Consider the following 19,163-nt stretch of genomic DNA (forward strand, 5'->3'; position numbering starts at 1 on the left):
GCGCATCCCGCCGGTCCCACCGACCCCGCCTGTGTCGAGGCTGTGGAGCGCGCGGCGGCGGCATTGGCGCAAACCGGGGTTCAGGTGGTGCGCGACCATCCCGCCCTGCCCGACCTGTCGCGACAGCATGACGCCTATGGCAAGATGCTGAACGTCACCTTCGCCCGCCCGCAACCGGCGCTGCACGATACCATGCCGACGCTGCTGGCGTGGCTGAGCTGGCTCGACGCACAGGCCCGCACCACCCGCGCATGGGAATCGCTGTTCGGGGGCGTCGATACCGTCATCGCGCCGCCCGCCTCGACGCTGGCCTTTCCCCACGATCACCGCCCGATCGGCGACCGCAGCCTGACGATTGACGGGCGCGACGCGGCCTATGACGCGCATCTGGTCTGGGCGGGGGTGGCGACCTATCCCGGCCTGCCCGCCTGTGTCGTGCCCGTCGGGCTAGTCGATGGCCTGCCCGCCGGGGTTCAGGTCATCACCGCGCCGCGCCGCGACCATGATGCCATCGCCATTGCCCGACGGATCGACCGCCAGCTTCGAGGAGCCGCATGATGAATGGCCTGTCCCAGTTTCGTGCCGAAACCCGTGCCTGGCTCCAGGCGAATTGCCCGCCCGAAATGCGCCAGCCCGTCCGCAGTGAAAAGGATGTGTGCTGGGGCGGGCGCCGGGCAAGCTATCAGCCCGGCCAGCGCGAATGGATGGATGCGATGGCCGCGCGCGGCTGGACCGTGCCCGATTGGCCCGCGGCCTATGGCGGCGGCGGCCTGTCGGCAGCGGAGGCAAAGGTGCTGAAGGAAGAGATGGCGGCGCTAGGCTGTCGCAATCCGCTGTCCAGCTTCGGCATCTCCATGCTTGGCCCGGCACTGCTTAAATACGGGACCGAGGAACAGAAGCGCGAACACCTGCCCCCAATCGCGCGCGGCGAAATCCGCTGGTGTCAGGGCTATTCGGAACCGAATGCCGGGTCCGATCTGGCAGGGCTGGCCACCAGTGCCGAGGACGCCGGCGACGATTACATCGTCAACGGGCAAAAGGTGTGGACCAGCTATGCCGACAAGGCCGACTGGATATTCTGCCTGGTCCGCACCTCGCGTGAGACGAAGCAGGGCGGCATCAGCTTCCTGTTGTTCGACATGGACTCGCCGGGCGTCTCGACCAGGCCCATCCTGCTCATCAGCGGCTATTCGCCCTTTTGCGAGACGTTTTTCGACAATGTGCGCGTGCCCAAGCGCAACCGCATCCATGACGAGAACAAGGGCTGGGACGTCGCCAAATATCTGCTGGGCCATGAGCGGGAGATGATCTCCGGCATGGGGCTGGGTCAGGGGACCGGCGGCAATCCGCTGGTCGAAGGTGCCATCGCCACCATTGGGCTGGACGACAGGGGACGGCTGGCCGATCCGCTGCTGCGCGCGGCAATCGCCGAGTTCGACGTGCGCGCCCGCGCCTTTGCCATGATGTCGGAACGGTTCATCGACGAACTCAAGGCCGGTCGCGCGCATCCCGCACAGCCCAGCATGATGAAATATGTTGGCACCGAACTGAACAAGCGGCGTCACGAACTGGTCATGGCCGCAGGCGGTTCGGACGCGCTGGAATGGGAAAGCGACGCGTCCAACGGCGGTGCCAGGGCGCGCGCATGGCTTCGCACCAAGGCCAATTCGATCGAGGGCGGGACCAGCGAAATCCAGCTCAACATCATTGCCAAGCGCATCCTGGAACTGCCGGGGGCGTGACCCATCCGTCACCCCGGACCTGTTCCGGGGTCCACCTTTCCACCGATGGCGCCGGACAAGCGGCACGGTGGACCCCGGAACAAGTCCGGGGTGACGATCTGGAGAGATCATGCCCCTGTATCTGAACGACGAACAGACGATGCTGCGCGACACCGCGCGCGATTTCGTGGCCGAACACGCACCCGTCCGCCACCTGCGGGCGCTTCGCGACGCAAACGACGAAACCGGGTTCAGCCGCGACTTGTGGCGACAATTTGCGGAGATGGGCTTTACCGGCATGATGGTGCCGGAGGCGCAGGGCGGGCTGGGCCTGGGCCATGTCGAAGCGGGCGTGGTGATGGAGGAGATCGGCCGGAACCTGTCGCCGTCCCCCTTCCTTACCACATCGGTCGCGGCGGTGGCGGCGCTGGACGGCACCGCCCATGCAGAACGCTGGTTCCCCGCCATCGTCGCGGGTGACGCCATTACCGCGCTGGCGGTTGACGAGGGCGCCAAGCATGACGGCCGCGTCGCGATGGCGGCAGAGCGGTCGGGCAACGGCTTCCGCCTGTCGGGCGCCAAAAGGTTTGTCCACCATGCCCATGTCGCCGACCTGATCCTGGTCGCCGCGCGCACCGCCGGCAGCGCCGATGACGCCGACGGCATCACGCTGTTCGCACTTCCGCGCGACAGCAACGGGCTGACCGCCGACCCACGCCGCCTGGCCGATTCGAGCCTCGCCAGCGAAGTGCGCTTCGACGGGGTCGTGGTTGATGCCGATGCCGTGGTGGGCGAAGTCGATGGCGGCCGCGCCGTGATCGACCGGATGCTGGCCGCCGGGCGCACCGGCGTGGCCTCCGAATTGTTGGGCGTCGGCGGTGGCGCGATGGACATGACCACCGACTATCTGAAACAGCGCAGGCAGTTCGGACAGCCGATCGGCAGCTTTCAGGCGCTCCAGCACCGCGCCGCGCACCTTTATGCGGAAATGGAGGTCGCGCGCGCCGCGGTGCTCAAGGCGCAGCAACTGCTCGACGCCGGCGATCCGCGCGCGGCGCAGGCGACCGCGGTGGCAAAGGCGATGACGGGGCTTGCCACCACGCTGGCCGTGCAGGAAGGCGTGCAGATGCACGGCGGCATCGGCATGACCGACGAATATGACATCGGCTTCTACATGAAGCGCGCGCGCGTGCTGGCCGAATTGTTCGGCGACAGCAATTTCCACGCCGACGCGCTGGCGCGGGACAGCGGTTACTGATGGCCGACAGCGAACGCGCGACCACGCCCGATGCGCTGGTCGCCGAACTGACTACGCTGCTTGATGTCGAGGCGATCGACACCGACCTGTATCGCGGCAGCCGCCAGCCCGGCGGCGTCGGCCGGGTGTTCGGCGGACAGGTGATCGCTCAGGCGCTTCAGGCCGCGCAACGATCGATCGACGATGAAAAGGTCGCGCATTCGCTCCACGCCTATTTCATGCGGCCGGGCAGCGAGGATCATCCGATCATCTACCGCGTGGTGCGCGACTTCGACGGGCGCAGCTTTGCCAATCGCCGCGTCATCGCGATGCAGCGCGGCCAGCCGATCCTGAACATGATCGCATCGTTTCAGCGGCCGGAGGACGGGCTGGCGTATCAGCGACCCATGCCCGACGTGCCCGCGCCGGAGACGCTGCGAAGCGAAAGCGACCTGCGTGACGAAATCCAGGCACAGGTGCCGGAGAAACTGCGACGCTTTTTCCTGCGCGCGCGCCCGATCGAAATCCGCCCTGTCGACCCGCGCGAATGGTTCGCCCCGGCTCCGCGCGAGCCGGTGCAGCATAGCTGGTTCCGCATCGTCGCCCCGCTGCCCGACAATCCGGCGCTGCACCGCGCGATGCTGGCCTATGCGAGCGACATGACGCTGCTGGGCACCTGCATGTTGCCGCACGGCGTCAGCTGGATGACGGGCAGTGTCCAGACCGCCAGCCTCGACCACGCCATCTGGCTGCACGAACCCTTCCGCGCCGATGAATGGCTGCTCTATACGACTGACAGCCCATGGTCGGGCCATGCGCGCGGATTGAACCATGGGCGCATCTATACCCGCGACGGACGGCTGGTCGCGAGCTGCGCGCAGGAAGGGTTGATCCGCAAGCGGGATTAGCGCGAAAACGCGGCACTTTCCGGGGGTTGCCGCGTTGACGAAAGGTGATTGGCTCCCTCCTCCCGCTCAGCCTTGCCGCCGCCGTTCAGCCGCAGCCCGATGCCCTTGAAAAGCGCACCCGCAATCCGCGCGTGGTGATGGTCTTTGCCCCCGCCCGTGACGACTCCCGCCTGCGTCGCCAGCAGGCGTTGCTGCGCGAAGCGCGCTCGGCGCTGGACGACCGCGACGTGCATGTGATCGAGGTCGTTGGAGACACCGTGGCGGGCGCGCATGATTATGCCACCGCCCTCCGACAGCGTTATGCGGTGCAGGCCCGCGCATTCGGCGTGCTGCTGATCGGACGCGACGGCGGGGTGAAATTGCGCGCCGAAGATGCGGTGCCGGTCGAGCGGCTGAACACCACGATCGACGCCATGCCGATGCGTCAGCGCGAGATGCGGATAGATTGACGTTGCGGCGCACCATGCCCGCGCCTAGCGAACGGGGCATGTCCAGCGACCGCATCCTGACCGGCATCGGCCTGCGCCTGCTTGCGGTCGCATTGCTGGCAACCATGGCCGCGCTGGTCAAACTGGCGGAAGCGCGCGGTGCGGGCCTCGGTGAGACGATGTTCTTTCGTCAGCTTGGCGCTTTGCCGATCGTGCTGGCATGGCTGACCGTGACCGGCGACCTGAAAAGCGTGCGGACCAGGCGGTTTTCAGCGCATCTGGGCCGGGCGGTCGCCGGATTGATGGGCATGACCGCGACATTCGGCGCCATCCATCTACTGCCGCTGGCGGAGGCGACCAGCCTCCAATTCGCCGCCCCCGTTTTCGCGACCCTGCTCGGCGCGCTGTGGCTGCGCGAGCCGACCGGCGTGCATCGCTGGGGAGCGGTGCTGACGGGCTTTGCCGGCATCGTCATCATTGCACAGCCCGGCGGTCATGCCGTGCCGCTGGCGGGCGCGGCGGTGGGACTGGCGGCGGCATTCATGATCGCGGTCATCTCGATCCTGCTGCGCCAGATCGGTCGCACCGAACGCGCCGGGGCAACGGTATTCTGGTTCTCGGCGCTGTCCCTGCCCCCGTTGGCAATCGCCTGGCTGCTTGATTTCCGCGCGCATGACGCCGCGACATGGGCGTTGCTGGCGGGGGTCGGTGCGGTGGGTGGCGCGGGCCAGATCGCGCTGACGGCGGCACTGCGCCACGCGCCGGTGTCGGTGGTGGTGCCGATGGATTATTCGGCGCTCATCTGGGCGACGTTGTTGGGCTGGCTGTTGTTCGAGCAATTACCCGGCGACACGACCTGGATCGGCGCGCCATTACTGATCGGCAGCGGGCTTTACATCGCCATGCGCGAACACCGCCTGCACAAGGCCGACAGCGCGGCCAAGCCGCCGATCCCCTGACCCGTCAGTCGAGCGGATAGATCGCCGCCGTCACCCAGCGCAATTCGGCGCGCAGCACGCCCCATGCACGCGCCGCGGCGCGGCTGTCCATCGCCTCCACGCCAATCCCGCGCGCCTCCAATGCGTCGACCAGCGCGCGCGGCGGGCGCAGCATCCGGGTGCCGGTGCCCAGGATCAGGAACTCCGGCACCGGATCGACCGTCAGCGCTGGGGCGAGATGGTCGAGCGTCAGCTCGGCGATCGGCGGCGGCGACCAGCCATCGGCGCGCAACGGCGTGATCGCCAGCCCTTCATACACGCCATCGTCGACGCGAAAGCCGCGTCCGACGATGGCGGAAATCAGCGGCCCTTGCGCCCCCGCATCCCGGTCCATCCGCATGGCGGCGTCAGCGTTCGCGCGGTGCGATGCGCTCGCCATCGCCCGGCGTCGCGACCTTGCGGTCGAAATTGTCGGGCGTGACGTTGAACTGGATCAGGATGCCGTTGCCGACGAACATCGACGACCAGGTGCCGATGACGATGCCCAGGAACATCGCCAGCGAGAAGCCGAAGATCACGTCCGGCCCGATCAGCACCAGCGCGGCCAGCGCGAGCATGATCGAAAGCGAGGTCATGACGGTTCGCGACAGCGTTTCGTTGATCGACAGGTTCAGGATCTCGACAATTCCCATGCGGCGATATTTGCGAAGGTTTTCGCGCACGCGGTCGAAGATGACGATCTTGTCGTTCAGCGAATAGCCGATGATCGTCAGCAACGCGGCAATGGTGTTCAGGTCGAACTCAAGCTGGGTCAGGGCGAAAAAGCCCAGCACCACGATCATGTCCTGCGCCAGCGCCAGCAGCGCGCCGACCCCGAACTGCCATTCGAACCGGAACCAGATGTAGATCGCGATGGCGATCATCGCCAGGCCGAGCGCCAGCGCGCCCTTTTCGAACAACTCACCCGAAACCTTGCCCGACACGGCCTCCACGGAACCCACGCGCGCGCCGGGATAGGCTTCCTCGATCGTGTCGCGCAGGCGCTGTGCGTTCTGGCTGGCCGACTGGGCGGTTTCGTTTTCGGGCACTGGCAGGCGGATGGCGATATCGCGCGGGCTGCCGAACTGCTGGATGGTCGATTCACCCAGGCCCAGTGAGTCCACCCGCTCCCGCAGCGAATCGATCTGCACGTCCGACGGCAAGGTGACGCGGACGAGTTGCCCCCCCACGAAATCGATGCCGAAGTTCAGGCCGCGCGTGCCGAGCAGCGCGATCGAGACGACGACGATGACGAGCGAGATGACCGTGGCGATCCGGCGGAACGCCATGAAGTCGATATTGGTCGTATCAGGGACGAGCTTCAGCGGACGCATTGCAATTTCCTCAGATCACCAGCTCGCGCGGGCGCTTCTTGAGCCAGTCGGCGACCATCAGGCGGGTAAAGGTGACAGCGGTGAACACCGACGTGACGATGCCGATGATGAGCACGACGGCGAACCCGCGCACCGGTCCGGCGCCAAACACGAACATCATGATCGCGGCGATGGCGTTGGTGACGTTGGCATCGAAAATCGCGCGCGTCGCTTCCTTGTAACCGAACTCGACCGCGGCATTCACGCTGCGGCCGCGCCGCCGCTCTTCGCGAATGCGCTCGTTGATAAGCACGTTGGCGTCGACCGCCGCACCGATGGTCAGCACGAAACCGGCGATGCCGGGCAACGTCAGCGTGGCGTTGAACAGCGCCATGACGCCCAGGATCATCAACACGTTCACGATCAGCGCAATGTTGGCGTAAACGCCGAAACGCAGATAGGCGAGCAGCATCAGGACCACGACCGCGCCGGTGCCGATCGCACCCGCGATGACGCCCGACCGGATCGAATCGGCGCCCAGTTCAGGGCTGATCGTCGATTCCTCGATCACGGCAAGGTCGACGGGCAGCTTGCCCGACCGCAACGCGATCGCCAGCTGATTGGCGCTTTCGACGGTGAACCCGCCCGAAATGCTCGCCGCGCCGCCCAGGATCTGTTCGTTGATGTTGGGCGCGGAGATGACCTGATTGTCGACAATGATCGCGAACGGCTTGCCGACATTTTCCTGCGTCACGCGGGCAAAGCGGCGACCGCCCTCCCCGTTGAAGCGGATGCCGACGATCGGCGCGCCGGTCTGCGGATCATATTCCTGGCGCGCATCGGCGATCTGGTCGCCCGAAATGATCGTCGAACGCCGAACCGCGATCGGCGCGCCGCCCGACGGATAGGGCAGGATCTGGCTGCCGATCGGGGCCTGATTGCGGGCGATGGCGGCGGGGTCGGCGGTGGTGTCCACCAGCTTGAACTCAAGCCGCGCGGTGCGGCCCAGCAATTCCTTCAACTGCTGCGGGTCCTGAAGGCCCGGCACCTGCACGACGATGCGGTTGCTGCCCTGCCGGATGATCGTCGGCTCGCGCGTGCCCAGTTCATCGACGCGGCGGCGAACGACTTCGGTCGCGTCGACCATCGCCTGTTCGACCGCGGCAGTCAGGCCCGCGCTGGTCGGCGTCATCACCACGCGTGTGGTGTCGCGCACTTCGATATCCCAGTCGCGCTGGCCCGTCAGGCCGGCACCCGCCGTTAGCGGCAACAGCCGTTCGCGAACCGCGTCCACCTGTCCGACATCGCGCACCATGAAGCTGATGCGGCCATCGCGCGTCGAAATGTCGCCGATCGGCAGACGCGGCGCGCGGCGCATTTCGCCGATGATGGTATCGCGCATCGTCTCGAGCCGCTGGTTGCGGACATCGCTTGTCTGCGCTTCGAGCAGGATATAGCTGCCGCCCGCCAGGTCGAGGCCGAGATTGACCTTGGTGCCCGTCATCCAGCCCGGAAGCTGGCGGGAAACCGACGACGGCAACAGCGACGGCACCGACAACAGGACGCCAACAATCACCGCGGCCCAGGTGAGCCACTTCTTCCAGGCCGGAAAATCGAGCATCAGTCGTTGGCCGGATTGCCGCCCAGCGGCGTCACTTCGGCAATGGTGCCCTTGACCACGCGCACGCGAACGCCCTGCGCGATCTCGACTTCCAGATGCTGGTCTTCGACCTTGATGACTTTCCCCACCAGACCGCCGCCGGTGACGACGGTATCACCGCGCTTGGCATTGGCGATCGCGTTCTGCAGCGTCCGCATCCGCTTTTGCTGCGGACGGATCATCAGAAAGTAGAAAGCGACAAAGATCAGGATCAGCGGCGCGATGCCGACGATCTGACCGGCGATGCCGGGCGACGCGGCGCCGGCGGACTGTGCGAATGCAGTGGAAACGAACATGATGGGGTCGAAAACGCCTGTGTTCGAAGGGCGGGACGAAGCGCCCCGTTCAAGCGGCGCGCGCTATCATGCGGTGGTCGCCCATGCAACCGTCGCGCTTCGTTCCGGCGATCCGTCATCGAAGTGTCACCAAATCCTAAGACCGCATTAACGCCATGTCGTTTAGCAGGTGCAACATGTTTCGAGCGCCCACGCCCCCCCTGCCCGATGGCTCGCCCGTCGCGACCGGCCACTGGCTGACCGCCGTCGAGCGTGCGCCGCTGTCGATCCCGCGCGATGCGCGGCTCGACGGCGCCGCCGACCTGTTCCAACGCAATCCCGATGCGCGCTTTGTCGCGGTGGTCGACGGCGCGGCCCGCCCTGTCGGCGCATTGCTGGAACGCGACATCCGGCAATTGCTGCTCAACCCCTATGGTCACGCGCTGCTGCGAAACCCGGCTTACGGCGCCAGCCTGTGCGATTATATTCGCGCGGTGCCGGTCGCGGATGCGTCGCTGCCGGTCGCCGACCTGATCGCCGCCTATCATGCAGGCGACGGGGCCGAGGGCATGATCCTGACGCGCGGCGGGCGGCTGTTCGCCACGCTGTCGAACCGGCGGCTGGTGCTGCTGGCGGCGGGGCATGAGGCGGATCGTGCGCGCGACCAGTTGCACCGCGCCGCGCGCATCGAACAGGCCAGCATCGGCTTCGAGGCGGAGGTCGGGCGACTGGCGCACGAACTGGCGCAGCTTGCCGACGCGATCAAGGATCATGGCACCGCCACGGACACCCGCGCCGCCGCGACCGGCGCCAGCGCGGTCGACATGGCGCAGACCGCCGCACAGGGCGCGCGGCACCTTGAGGAGATCGAAGCGGAGGGCCGGGCACTATTGCATGCGCTGACCGGCGTCGCCAACGACACGCGCGCCGCGCAGATATTGGTGGCCGATGCGGTGGCGGTGGTCGGCGACGGCGCCGCCCGCACCGAAGCGCTGGGCCGCTCGGCCGAATCGATCGGCGCCATCGCGCAGATCATCGGCAATATCGCGGGCGAAGTGAACATGCTGGCGCTCAACGCCACGATCGAAGCAGCCCGCGCGGGTGAGGCGGGGCGCGGCTTCGCCGTCGTCGCCAATGCCATCAAGCAATTATCGTCCCAGACCGCGCGTGCCGCTGATACCGTGGCGGTGCACGTCGCCGATGTGCAGGCGGCGGTCGCCGACGTGACCGACGCGCATCAGCGCATTGACGGCGCGGTGCGAAGCATTGCCGCGCGATCGACCCGGATCATGGACGCCGCCGAAGCGCAGCGCGGCACGATGGACGCCATCGCCACGCATGTCGGCGAAGCGGCATCGGGTGCCGAGGCGGTGCGCGCGCAGGCACAGGGAATCGGCGATCAGGCCGCGCTGGCGCGCGAATCGTCGGCGGAAATGCAGACGCTGGCCGAACGGCTGGCGGCACAGGCACGCGCGCTGGCCGGACAGGCGCGCGGCTTCCTGCACGAAGTCCGCGCCGACGCATCGCTCGCCAACCCGGCCTGAAACGTGGCGCTTGCATCGCCCAGGCGATGCGCGTAGAGGCCCCGGCTCCGGTCGGGGCGTAGCGCAGCCTGGTAGCGCATCACACTGGGGGTGTGGGGGTCGCAGGTTCGAATCCTGTCGCCCCGACCAATTTTCGAACATTTGAAACAGGGATTGCGGGGACGCTGCCCCCGCGCCGACGGCTATCGCCGATAACCCGCCAGATGCAATGCACCGTCCAGCGGATCGCCCATCACCGGGCTGAGTCGCGCTACCGTTCGCGCGCGCAGCCAGGGCTGCATCCGGTCAGCCAGGCCGCCGACCAGCGCACATCGGCTGGCGCCCTGTTCAAAAATTGCTTCGATAAAGCGTTCGATGTGCTGGACCGCGTCCTCGACGATCGACCGGGCGATGGCGTCGTTCGCTTCCGCATGATCCATCACCAGTGGCGCGAAGCCGCCATAATCGCGCGGGCTGGCCTGATCCATCCAGGCGATCGCTCTTGCGGTGTCATGGTCGAAGCGCGCGGTCACGGCCCGGCTGAGGGGGGTAGCCTCGGTCCGCCCATCCAGCGCGCGCAAGGCATGGCGCATCGCGCTCAGACCCAGCGCCGCGCCGCTGCCTTCGTCCGAAATCGGAAAGCCATAGCCGCCGATGGTAAAGTCGCGTTCGCCGTTGCGGACATGCGCCACGCTGCCGGTGCCCAGGATCAGGATCGCGCCGTCCGCCCCGCCATGTGCGCCCAGATTGGCGATGAAGGCATCGGTCGCATATTCGACCGATGCGAAGGGAAAGTCGAACCCTGTCAAAGCAGCCCGCACGCCGGGGCGGGAAATGCCGGCAATGCCAATGCCCGCGCGGATCATGACCATCTGAGCCGGTGACAGACCGGCCTCGGCCACTGCCTGGTCCGCCACGGCCCGCAATCTGGCGTATAGCGCCTCCAGCCCGATCCGCGCATTTGCCGGCCCGCCCGCACCCGTGCCGATCACCGTCCCGCCGGCGTCGATCAGCCGCGCACGGCAATTGCTGCCCCCTGCGTCGATGCCCAGATAAAAGGTCATGATCGCATCTCCTGCGGCGGCACGCCCCAATATCGCGCCTTGGGCGTCATGCCGATGCCCGGATTGCACTGATTACGCGGATCGATCCGGCGATAGAAATCGGCCAGCGGTGGCTTTGCCTTATACAGATGGCCGACATTGTGCTCGGCGGGATATTCGGCGCCGCGTTGGTCCAGCAGCGCCCAGATGGCATGTTCGAACGCCAGCGGATCGACGCCCTTTCGCACGAGGTAATCCTGATGGAATACGTGGCAGAAAAAATGGCCGTAATAGAGGCGGTGCAGGCTCTGCGCGGCCAAGTCCGGCGGCAGCGTTTCCGTCCAGTCGCCTGCATTCCGCGGCAGGGCCATGTCCAGCGCCACGATGGCCTCCACCCGGTCGCGGTGCACCGCGCGATATCGCACCGCCGCGCCCGCCACGACAAAGCGGTGCAGGAACGCCTTCGCCGCCAGTTCGGGCGTGCATTCGAACCAGCCGTTTTCGCCATCCAGAACCGCCGCAAGCAACGCGCGCGTCTCCGCCACCATTGTGCGCGGCATCTTGAGCAGCAGATGATGCTCGAACCGGTCGCGAAAGCGGCGCATTTCGGCGGGCAGATGATCGGGCAGCAACCGCCCCGCCGCCTGCATCACCCGGTCGCTGAACCCCGCGCCCGGCACGGGCAGCGCATCGACCCGCGCCTTCAGCGCGAACAGGCGTGGCAGCCGGTCGGTCCCCAGCCGCTCGATCGCGACGAACATGTCCTTGCCGTAACGGTCGGCGATATCGAACGCGTCGCGGTGCATATATTCGCCCGCGATCGGCAGCATCGGGAAATCGGCCAACATGGCCCGGCGGATCGCCGTCAGCCGCGCGGGATCATTGGTGCCGATATAGAAGGTGCCCGCCCCTTCCTCCTTCTCGAACGTGTCCAGCCGCACGGCAAAGACGATCAGCTTGCCCGCGCTGCCCGCCGCTTCGAACAGGCACCGGCTGTCGGCGTTGAAGCGCGCGGGCCGGTCGCTGTCGATGGCGCGCACATGCGCGGCATATTCGCGGTCATGCGCCCAGGCGTCGGGGGCCGCATCCACGTCCGCGTCGGTAAAATCGCCGCGCTCCAACCGCCGCAGCACCGCCTCGGCATCGTCGCCCAGCGCAATGCCCAAATGATTGACCAGCCGCACCACGCCATCGTCGCCCACCTGTGCATACAGGCTCAACTGGGTAAAGGCCGGTCCCCGCTGCACCAGCGATCCGCCCGAATTGTTGCACACCCCGCCCACCACCGACGCCCCGAAACACGATGAGCCGATCACCGAATGCGGCTCCCGCCCCAGCGGCGCCAGCGCCCTTTCCAGCGCATACAGCGTCGTGCCGGGCAGACAGACGACCTGATGCCCATCCCGGATCAGGTGCAGACCGTCGATCCGCATCGTGCTGACGATGACGCAGCCACCGGGATAATCGCCGCCATCGGGCGTGGAGCCGCCGGTCAGCCCGGTATTCGATGCCTGCATGATGATTGAAACGTCAGCGGCGACGCACGCCTGCACCACGCGCCATTGCTCGACCAGGCTGCCGGGCCTGACCACCGCCAGCGCATCGCCCGCGCCGCTGCGATAGCCATGACGATAGCGCGCCGTCGCCTTGTCGCCGGTCAGCACATGGCGTGATCCGACGATCGCGCGCAACCGGGCGATCAGGTCGGACATTCGCGCGCCTCGCTCATCTGACCGCCGATCCAGGTGCGCCGCACACGGCGGTCGGCGTCGAGGTGCACCAGATCGGCGCGAAGGCCCGGTGCGATGGCGCCCGTTTCGTCCTCCAGCCGCAGGAAGCACGCGGGATTGCCGCTGGCCATGCGCGACGCATCGACCATCGAACAGCCCAGCATGTCCATCGCGTTGCGAAATGCCTGCGCCATGCTCAGTGCCGATCCGCCCAGCGTGCCGTCCGGCCCGCGACAGGTGCCGCCCACCAGGCGGATCGTCTGTTCCATCAGGGTAAAGCTCGACCGCTCACCACCCACGGGCGGCATCGCATCCGTCACCAGCATCGCACCACTCACCCCCCGCGCCGCCAGCGCCACGCGCAGCGCCGCCGGATGGACGTGCAAGCCATCGACGATCAGCCCGAAATGGCTGTTCCGGTTCAGCAGCGCGGCGGCAACCATGCCCGGCGCGCGGCTTTCCATCTGGGTCATGGCGTTGAACAAATGGGTGAAGCCCGACAGCCCCTGCGCCAGCGCGGCGACGGTCTGGTCATAATCGGCCAGGCTGTGCCCCGCCGCGACGATCACACCCGCGCGCGCCAGTGCCGCGATGGCCCCATCCGGCGCCAGTTCGGGGGCCAGCGTCACGATCCGCCGGCCCAGGCTCGGCTGCGTCAGCCGGGCAAGCACATTGCCGTCAATCGCGGTGAACTTCGCGGCGTCGTGAATGCCCTTCTTCGCGGGATTCAGATGCGGCCCCTCGATATGCAGGCCCAGCACGCCGGGCATCCCCCGCGCCAGCGCCGCTTCCCCCGCCGCGATCGCCGCATCGACCACGGCGGCATCGTCGCTGATAAGCGTGGGGAGCAGGCCCGTCGTGCCATATCGCCGATGCGCTGCCGCGATGGCGGCGATCCCGTCGATATCGGGGCGGTCGTTGAACAGGACATCGCCGCCGCCATTGACCTGCGTGTCGATGAAACCGGGCAGCAGCCACCCACCGTCCAGCGGCACGCGCTCGGCCCCGACCGGCAGCGCATCGACCGGCACGATCCGGGCGATGCGGCCATGCTCGATCAACAGCGCATGGTCGGCGACGATCCGATCGGGCAGGACAATGTTAGCCCCGACAAGCGCTTTCAGGGTCATAGGGTTCGCGTCACCTTTGCCAGATGCGGCGGCCGGTCGGGATCGCGCCCGCGCGCCAGCGACAGCGCATTGGCGAGCGGATAGAAACGCTGGATCTGCGCGATGGCGGCGATGGCGGGGTGGCAATCCGCCCGTCCCGGCAAAACCAGCGTCGCGCCCGCCACATCGTCGGGATGCCCGGCGGCGATCACCCGTGCCCCGCGCGCGCGGAAATCGTCCAGCCGCTCGCGAAGCCCTTCGCGCGCCTCGTCCACCGGCCCGATCACCAGCACCGGATCGCCCGCGCCGACCAGCGTCATGGGACCATGCGCGACCTCGGCGCTGCTGAACGCTTCGGCGTGAAGGCCGGACGTTTCCTTCAGCTTCAGCGCTGCCTCCCCCGCAATCGGCAGCGTCAGTCCCCGGCCCAGCACCAACATGCTGGTCGCATCGCGCAACAGCGGCACCGCACCCGTCCAGTCATCGGCCGCCGCCTGTGCCAGCACGTCGCCAATACCGGACAACGCGTCCAGCAACGCGGCATCCCCGCTCCATTCAGCGACCAGATGCGTGATCGCCACCAGCGTGCCGATAAAACTTTTGGTCGCCGCCACGCTGGTTTCCAGTCCGGCGTGAACGAGGATGCAGATGTCGGCCAGCAACGCCAGCGGCGACGCTTCGTCATTGACGATCGCGACGATCAGCGCGCCGTGGCGCTTTGCATCGCGCGCCGCCGCGATCAGGTCCGGGCTACGCCCCGACTGCGAGATGGCGATCAGCGGGACACCGCGAAAGCGGGGAGATGTCACCCCATAGAGCGCCCCGATCGACGGTGCCTGCACCAGTGTCGGGACGCCCGCGCGCGTTTCCAGCAGCACCTTGGCAAAGGCGCCGGCCTGCGCCGAACTGCCGCGCGCCAGCGTCGCGGCAAAGGGCGCTGACAGCGCGCGCAGCTGCTGCCCCGCCGCGCGCATCAGCTCGGCATTGCGGCCGATCTGGGCGGCGCCGCGTTCGGGCGCCTCTGCCGCCTCGCGCGCCATCAGGGTCACGGCGCCGGGTTCAGGATCGTCGCTCATCCCGCGATGATACCAAAACCGGCAAACCGGACAATTGGAATTAATTTGGTTGCATCGTTTTGCCGCAAGCCTGATACCACATGGCTTGACAGCGGAATGCGCCCACCACGCATCTCGCCCGGCAGCTCAGATGATTTCACCCCGGCAGCGCCGCCGGCCACGGAGTGTCCATGAGTACCGAAACCATCGACCCGCGCTATATCGATGTCGACCAGTGGCCCACCGCGCTGGCGGTCGAAGCGATGCTGGAAGGGCAACTGGCCGCCATCGCCGCGGTGGGATCGCAAACCATGGCGATCGCCCGCGCGGCAGAGGCCGCCGCCGAACGTCTGGGGGCGCAAGGGCGACTGGTCTATGTCGGGGCGGGCACATCGGGTCGGATCGCGGTTCAGGACGGGGTGGAGCTGTATCCCACCTATAACTGGCCGCAGGAACGCCTGGGGTTCCTGATGGCAGGCGGGCTTGCGGCGCTGACCGAAGCGGCCGAGGGGGCGGAGGACGACGCCGACGCCGCCCGCGCCGAAATCGCCGCCGCGCGGCTTGGCGCACAGGATGTGGTGATCGGCGTCGCCGCCAGCGGGCGCACCCCCTATACCGTCGCGGCCATCGCCGCCGCCCGTGAAGCAGGGGCGCTGACCATCGGCATCGCCAACAATCACCACACCGTCCTGCCCGAAAGCGCCCACCATGGCCTGGTCGCCGAGACCGGGACCGAGATCGTCGCCGGATCGACCCGCATGAAGGCCGGCACCGCGCAAAAGGCGATGCTGAACCTGTTGTCGACCGCGATCATGCTGCGGATGGGCCTCGTCTATCGCGGGCGAATGGTGAACATGCGGATTTCCAACGACAAGCTGCGCCTGCGCGGCCAGGCGATGGTCCGCGATATCGCCGGCGTCGACCTGACCCGCGCGGGGCGCGCGCTGGACGCGGCCGAGCAGGATATCAAACTGGCGGTGCTGATCGCCATGGGCGCCACTGCTGATGAGGCACGACAGTTGCTGCTGACCCATCGCCAGCAACTGCCGCTGGCGATGGGTGCGCTGCAAAGGAAGGGGTGAACAGGCGATGCGGGAAAAACTGGTCGCGCGCAGCCTGGACGGCACGCCGCTTTACCTGCAACTGGCGCGCAATCTGCGCGACCATATCGAAAATGGCGGGATCACGCCGGGCAGCGCGCTGCCGTCCGAACGCGACCTGAGCGAAATGGCGGGCATCTCGCGCGTGACGGTCCGCAAGGCGATCGGCGAGTTGATCGATGAAGGCGTGCTGTTCCGCAAACAGGGATCGGGCACCTTTGTCGCGCGCCGGATCGAGGCGCCCGCCTCTGCCCTGTCCAGCTTCACGCATGACGCGATCTCGCGCGGGGAGGACCCCGGCGTCATCTGGATGATGAAAAGCTATGCCCAGCCGACCGAGGAGGAAGCCGCCGCGCTGGCGATCCCGCAATCGTCGCGCGTCGCCCGGCTGGGTCGGGTGCGGCTGTCGGGGGGTGAGCCGCTGGCGATCGAACATGCGGTCGTGCCGGCGGATTGCCTGCCCGACCTGTCGGCGCTGGGCGATTCGCTTTACGAGGCGATGGACCGCACCGGATGCCGCCCGACATCGGGCACCCAGCGCGTCCGCGCCTCGCTCGCCACGCCGACCGAAGCCGGGCTGCTGAGCGTGCGCCAGAACAGCGAAGTGCTGCGGATCGAGCGGCTGGCCCGGATGCCGGGCGGCCGCGCGGTCGAGTTCACGCGGTCGGTCTATCGCGGCGACCGCTATGATTTCGTGACCGACCTCAGGGAGATCGGGTGATGAACGCAGCCACCGCCGCGTCGCGGGACATGACCGAAGCGCCGTCGCCCACGCGCCCTCCGGCGCGCACGCTGTGGCTGTATCTGCTGCTCGGTTTTTCCGCCGGCCTGCCCTTTTACATGTTCAACGCGGTGCTGACGCTGCGGCTGGCGCGGCACGGCGTCGATATCGTCATCATCGGCTTCTTTGCGTGGATCGCATTGTTGCCGACGTTCAAGTTCGTCTGGGCGCCGCTGCTCGATCGCTACAGCGTGCCGGGCTTCTCGCGCTTCTGGGGGCGGCGGCGCGGGTGGATCATGCTGTCGCAACTCGGCATCTTCCTGTCGATGGTGGCGATGGCCTTCACCTCCAGCGACCAGAGCCTGCCGCTGACCGCGCTGTTCGCGATCCTGCTGGCCTTCTGGACCACCACGCTTGAGGTCGCCGCCGACGGCTGGCGTATCGAACTGGCACCGACCCAGGCCGAACAGGGACCGATCGTCGCCGCCAATCTGTGGGGCTATCGCAGCGCCATGGTCGCGGCGGGCAGCGGCGCGGTGCTGGTCGCCGCCTGGGCCGACTGGACCTGGGCCTATCTGACGATCGCGGTCGCGGCGTTCGCGCCGTTTCCGATCCTGGCGGCGATGCGCCCCGAACGTGAAGGGGCAAAGGGCCGCACGGCCGCGCTGATCGGCGGCACGCTGTTCAGCCTAGCGGTGCTGGCCGTCACGGGCGCCGCCACGGCGCTGATCGGCTGGCTGCTGCTGTCCGCGGTCCAGGGCGCGGGCTTTTCCGCGCAGACCAATGTGACGCCGATCGTCCTGGCCGTCGCGCTCATGCCGTTCGCGGCGCTGGCCATCGCCCTGCCACGCATCCGCCGCCTGCCCGCCGACGCGCCGTCGCGGATGCCGGGGTTCGTCGCACCCTATGTCGAGATTTTCTGGCGCTTTGGTTACGGCGTGCTGCCGGTGCTGGCCTTTGTCTCCTTCTACCGGATGGGCGACGTGCTGACGCTCACGCTGTCGCATCCGCTTTGGAACGCGGCCGGATACAGCCTCGAACAGATCAGCATGGCCGACGGCGTGGTCGCGCTGACCTGTTCGATGGCGGGCGTGGCGCTGGGCGGCCTGTGCGCGGCGCGACTGCCGATGACGCTCGCGCTCATCATCGGGGCGTGCGCGTCGGCCATCGGCAACTGGGTGTTCGTGTGGCTGTGGTATGCCGAACCGTCGTCGATGGTCCTGTATATCGCCGCGGGCGTCGACCAGTTCGGCCACGGGCTGGAGGGGGCGGTGTTCGTCGTCTACCTGTCGATGCTGGTCAGCCCGCGCTATCCCGGCACGCAATATGCCTTTCTGTCGGGGTTCGCCTTCCTGCTGCCGCGGCTGATCGGTGGTGCGGCGGGCGCGATCCAGAAGCAGATCGGCTATGACGGCTTTTTCATCCTGTCGGGCGCGCTCAGCTTTGCCGCGATCTTCTTCCTGCCGGTCGTCATGCGCGTTCGGCCCCGAACCGCATAGGGACGCGCCATGATCGAGCAGATCTGCGAAGCCGCCTTCGGCCCCGCACAGGCGGCGGTGGACAGCGGGCGCATCCCCGGTGCGACGCTGGGCATGGTCAGCGCCGACGGCCAAAGCGCCGTGCGCTTCACCGGATCGGCAGCCCTGGTGCCCGATCGGGACGCGCTGACCCGCGACCACTGGTTCGACCTGGCATCGGTGTCAAAGGTCGTGGCGACCACCACCATGATCCTGAAACTGGCCGAACAGGGCCGCCTCAACCTCGACCGGCCGCTGACCGACGCGATCCCCGACCTGCGCCAATATGACGTGGCGAACGCGGGCGAGCGGCGGCTGACCTTCCGCGACTGTCTGGCGCATCGCACCTTCCTGCCCGCGGTCGAGCCGATCTATACCTATGGCGACGATCCCGACCGGCTGCGCGCCTTCGTCCTCCAGCGCGAATGGCGGCACGGCCCGGCGGTCTATTCCGACATCAACTTCATCCTGCTGGGCATCGCGATCGAGCGGATTACCGGCGCACCTTTGTCCGACTGGCCGCTGGGCGATGGCCTGTCCTATGGCCCGCCCCCCGGCCCCGCCGTCGCGACCGAAGCGTGTCGCTGGCGGGGCCGCGTGTTGAAGGGCGTGGTGCACGACGAAAACGCCTATGCGCTGGGCGGCGCGCCCGGCCATGCCGGGCTGTTCGGAACGGTTGACGGCGTGCTGGGCTTTGCCGCTGCCATGCTGAACGGCACGATGCTGTCGCCCGCGATGCTGGCCGAAGTGCGAACCGCGCAGGAAGGACACCGCACCTGCGGCTGGGAACGCGCCTTTCCCGGCTGGTCGGGGGGCAATGCCTGTTCGGCGGAGACAATCGGCCAT

The 19,163-nt window shown here is 67.6% G+C and carries 20 protein-coding genes and 1 tRNA gene; 12 read left to right on the forward strand and 9 right to left on the reverse strand.

The annotated features are described in order from the left end of the window. The 6 genes from VL973_RS13900 to VL973_RS13925 form a co-directional block, all read left to right on the forward strand. On the forward strand, positions 1-558 hold a 558-nt coding region (locus tag VL973_RS13900; RefSeq protein ID WP_325284623.1), incomplete at its 5' end, for an amidase family protein. Continuing rightward, positions 558-1,742: an acyl-CoA dehydrogenase family protein gene (locus VL973_RS13905; RefSeq protein WP_414712258.1), complete on the forward strand. Its 1,185-nt coding sequence runs from the start codon at positions 558-560 to the stop codon at positions 1,740-1,742. The genes VL973_RS13900 and VL973_RS13905, both read left to right, overlap by 1 nt. Before the next feature lie 109 nt (positions 1,743-1,851). Next, entirely contained in the window at positions 1,852-2,979 is a 1,128-nt protein-coding gene (locus VL973_RS13910) for an acyl-CoA dehydrogenase family protein (protein ID WP_325284625.1), read from the forward strand. Further along, a complete protein-coding gene (locus VL973_RS13915; protein WP_325284626.1) occupies positions 2,979-3,866 on the forward strand; it encodes an acyl-CoA thioesterase in 888 nt (295 codons plus the stop codon). Before VL973_RS13910 ends, VL973_RS13915 begins: the two co-directional genes overlap by 1 nt. A 44-nt stretch (positions 3,867-3,910) precedes the next feature. Further along, positions 3,911-4,315, forward strand: coding sequence for a DUF4174 domain-containing protein (locus tag VL973_RS13920; protein WP_325284627.1), 405 nt, complete (start codon positions 3,911-3,913; stop codon positions 4,313-4,315). A 38-nt stretch (positions 4,316-4,353) separates the two neighbouring features. Further along, the gene (locus tag VL973_RS13925) at positions 4,354-5,253 is read left to right on the forward strand and encodes a DMT family transporter (protein ID WP_325284628.1); all 900 of its coding nucleotides are present in this window, start codon (positions 4,354-4,356) and stop codon (positions 5,251-5,253) included. A gap of 4 nt (positions 5,254-5,257) precedes the next feature. On the opposite strand, the gene VL973_RS13930 is transcribed toward VL973_RS13925, so the two are convergent. The 4 genes from VL973_RS13930 to yajC are packed head-to-tail and all read right to left on the reverse strand — an operon-like array spanning position 5,258 to position 8,540. Further along, positions 5,258-5,632, reverse strand: coding sequence for an Mth938-like domain-containing protein (locus VL973_RS13930; RefSeq protein ID WP_325284629.1), 375 nt, complete (start codon positions 5,630-5,632; stop codon positions 5,258-5,260). A 7-nt stretch (positions 5,633-5,639) separates the two neighbouring features. After that, positions 5,640-6,605, reverse strand: coding sequence for a protein translocase subunit SecF (gene secF / locus VL973_RS13935; RefSeq protein WP_325284630.1), 966 nt, complete (start codon positions 6,603-6,605; stop codon positions 5,640-5,642). Between the two features lie 10 nt (positions 6,606-6,615). Then, positions 6,616-8,205: a protein translocase subunit SecD gene (secD, locus tag VL973_RS13940; protein WP_325284631.1), complete on the reverse strand. Its 1,590-nt coding sequence runs from the start codon at positions 8,203-8,205 to the stop codon at positions 6,616-6,618. Continuing rightward, a complete protein-coding gene (gene yajC, locus VL973_RS13945; protein WP_325284632.1) occupies positions 8,205-8,540 on the reverse strand; it encodes a preprotein translocase subunit YajC in 336 nt (111 codons plus the stop codon). Before yajC ends, secD begins: the two co-directional genes overlap by 1 nt. A gap of 176 nt (positions 8,541-8,716) precedes the next feature. Here yajC and VL973_RS13950 point away from each other — a divergent pair, with 176 nt between their 5' ends. Together VL973_RS13950 and VL973_RS13955 are read left to right on the forward strand one after the other, a co-directional pair. After that, on the forward strand, positions 8,717-10,063 hold the full coding sequence (locus VL973_RS13950; protein ID WP_325284633.1) for a methyl-accepting chemotaxis protein: 1,347 nt from the start codon (positions 8,717-8,719) through the stop codon (positions 10,061-10,063). A gap of 52 nt (positions 10,064-10,115) precedes the next feature. Further along, positions 10,116-10,192 (forward strand) — tRNA-Pro (locus VL973_RS13955). Between the two features lie 53 nt (positions 10,193-10,245). Here VL973_RS13955 and VL973_RS13960 read toward each other — a convergent pair. Genes VL973_RS13960 through VL973_RS13980 form a run of 5 tightly spaced genes read right to left on the reverse strand, consistent with a single transcriptional unit; the run spans position 10,246 to position 15,161 of the window. After that, positions 10,246-11,106 carry a glucosamine kinase nucleotide-binding domain-containing protein gene (locus VL973_RS13960; protein ID WP_325284634.1) on the reverse strand — a complete coding sequence of 287 codons (861 nt, stop codon included), beginning with the start codon at positions 11,104-11,106 and terminating at the stop codon, positions 10,246-10,248. Further along, positions 11,103-12,797: a D-lactate dehydrogenase gene (gene dld / locus VL973_RS13965; protein WP_325284635.1), complete on the reverse strand. Its 1,695-nt coding sequence runs from the start codon at positions 12,795-12,797 to the stop codon at positions 11,103-11,105. The genes VL973_RS13960 and dld overlap by 4 nt, the downstream gene beginning before the upstream one ends. Next, the gene (gene nagA, locus VL973_RS13970; RefSeq protein WP_325284636.1) at positions 12,785-13,945 is read right to left on the reverse strand and encodes an N-acetylglucosamine-6-phosphate deacetylase; all 1,161 of its coding nucleotides are present in this window, start codon (positions 13,943-13,945) and stop codon (positions 12,785-12,787) included. The genes dld and nagA overlap by 13 nt, the downstream gene beginning before the upstream one ends. Beyond that, positions 13,942-15,000, reverse strand: a complete 1,059-nt coding sequence (locus VL973_RS13975; RefSeq protein ID WP_325284637.1) for an SIS domain-containing protein — start codon at positions 14,998-15,000, stop codon at positions 13,942-13,944. Before VL973_RS13975 ends, nagA begins: the two co-directional genes overlap by 4 nt. After that, positions 14,997-15,161: a hypothetical protein gene (locus VL973_RS13980; RefSeq protein ID WP_325284638.1), complete on the reverse strand. Its 165-nt coding sequence runs from the start codon at positions 15,159-15,161 to the stop codon at positions 14,997-14,999. The genes VL973_RS13975 and VL973_RS13980 overlap by 4 nt, the downstream gene beginning before the upstream one ends. 9 nt (positions 15,162-15,170) lie before the next feature. Between VL973_RS13980 and VL973_RS13985 the strand changes: the two genes are divergently transcribed. The 4 genes from VL973_RS13985 to VL973_RS14000 form a co-directional block, all read left to right on the forward strand. Then, the gene (locus VL973_RS13985) at positions 15,171-16,061 is read left to right on the forward strand and encodes an N-acetylmuramic acid 6-phosphate etherase (protein ID WP_325284639.1); all 891 of its coding nucleotides are present in this window, start codon (positions 15,171-15,173) and stop codon (positions 16,059-16,061) included. 7 nt (positions 16,062-16,068) lie between these two features. Then, positions 16,069-16,800, forward strand: a complete 732-nt coding sequence (locus VL973_RS13990; protein ID WP_325284640.1) for a GntR family transcriptional regulator — start codon at positions 16,069-16,071, stop codon at positions 16,798-16,800. After that, on the forward strand, positions 16,800-18,299 hold the full coding sequence (locus VL973_RS13995) for an MFS transporter (RefSeq protein ID WP_325284641.1): 1,500 nt from the start codon (positions 16,800-16,802) through the stop codon (positions 18,297-18,299). The genes VL973_RS13990 and VL973_RS13995 overlap by 1 nt, the downstream gene beginning before the upstream one ends. 9 nt (positions 18,300-18,308) lie before the next feature. After that, positions 18,309-19,163, forward strand: an 855-nt coding sequence (locus tag VL973_RS14000; RefSeq protein WP_325284642.1) for a serine hydrolase domain-containing protein, incomplete at its 3' end; no start/stop codon positions are given.

It is taken from the genome of Sphingomonas sp., from assembly GCF_035490575.1.
Classification (GTDB): Bacteria; Pseudomonadota; Alphaproteobacteria; order Sphingomonadales; family Sphingomonadaceae; genus Sphingomonas.

Bases quoted from the DNA above. Each gene is read 5' to 3' on its own strand.
- VL973_RS13905 (WP_414712258.1), top strand. From the start codon at position 558: ATGAATGGCCTGTCCCAGTTTCGTGCCGAAACCCGTGCCTGGCTCCAG.
- VL973_RS13910 (WP_325284625.1), top strand. From the start codon at position 1,852: ATGCCCCTGTATCTGAACGACGAACAGACGATGCTGCGCGACACCGCG.
- VL973_RS13915 (WP_325284626.1), top strand. From the start codon at position 2,979: ATGGCCGACAGCGAACGCGCGACCACGCCCGATGCGCTGGTCGCCGAA.
- VL973_RS13925 (WP_325284628.1), top strand. From the start codon at position 4,354: ATGTCCAGCGACCGCATCCTGACCGGCATCGGCCTGCGCCTGCTTGCG.
- VL973_RS13930 (WP_325284629.1), bottom strand. From the start codon at position 5,632: ATGCGGATGGACCGGGATGCGGGGGCGCAAGGGCCGCTGATTTCCGCC.
- secF (WP_325284630.1), bottom strand. From the start codon at position 6,605: ATGCGTCCGCTGAAGCTCGTCCCTGATACGACCAATATCGACTTCATG.
- secD (WP_325284631.1), bottom strand. From the start codon at position 8,205: ATGCTCGATTTTCCGGCCTGGAAGAAGTGGCTCACCTGGGCCGCGGTG.
- yajC (WP_325284632.1), bottom strand. From the start codon at position 8,540: ATGTTCGTTTCCACTGCATTCGCACAGTCCGCCGGCGCCGCGTCGCCC.
- VL973_RS13950 (WP_325284633.1), top strand. From the start codon at position 8,717: ATGTTTCGAGCGCCCACGCCCCCCCTGCCCGATGGCTCGCCCGTCGCG.
- VL973_RS13960 (WP_325284634.1), bottom strand. From the start codon at position 11,106: ATGACCTTTTATCTGGGCATCGACGCAGGGGGCAGCAATTGCCGTGCG.
- dld (WP_325284635.1), bottom strand. From the start codon at position 12,797: ATGTCCGACCTGATCGCCCGGTTGCGCGCGATCGTCGGATCACGCCAT.
- nagA (WP_325284636.1), bottom strand. From the start codon at position 13,945: ATGACCCTGAAAGCGCTTGTCGGGGCTAACATTGTCCTGCCCGATCGG.
- VL973_RS13975 (WP_325284637.1), bottom strand. From the start codon at position 15,000: ATGAGCGACGATCCTGAACCCGGCGCCGTGACCCTGATGGCGCGCGAG.
- VL973_RS13985 (WP_325284639.1), top strand. From the start codon at position 15,171: ATGAGTACCGAAACCATCGACCCGCGCTATATCGATGTCGACCAGTGG.
- VL973_RS13990 (WP_325284640.1), top strand. From the start codon at position 16,069: ATGCGGGAAAAACTGGTCGCGCGCAGCCTGGACGGCACGCCGCTTTAC.
- VL973_RS13995 (WP_325284641.1), top strand. From the start codon at position 16,800: ATGAACGCAGCCACCGCCGCGTCGCGGGACATGACCGAAGCGCCGTCG.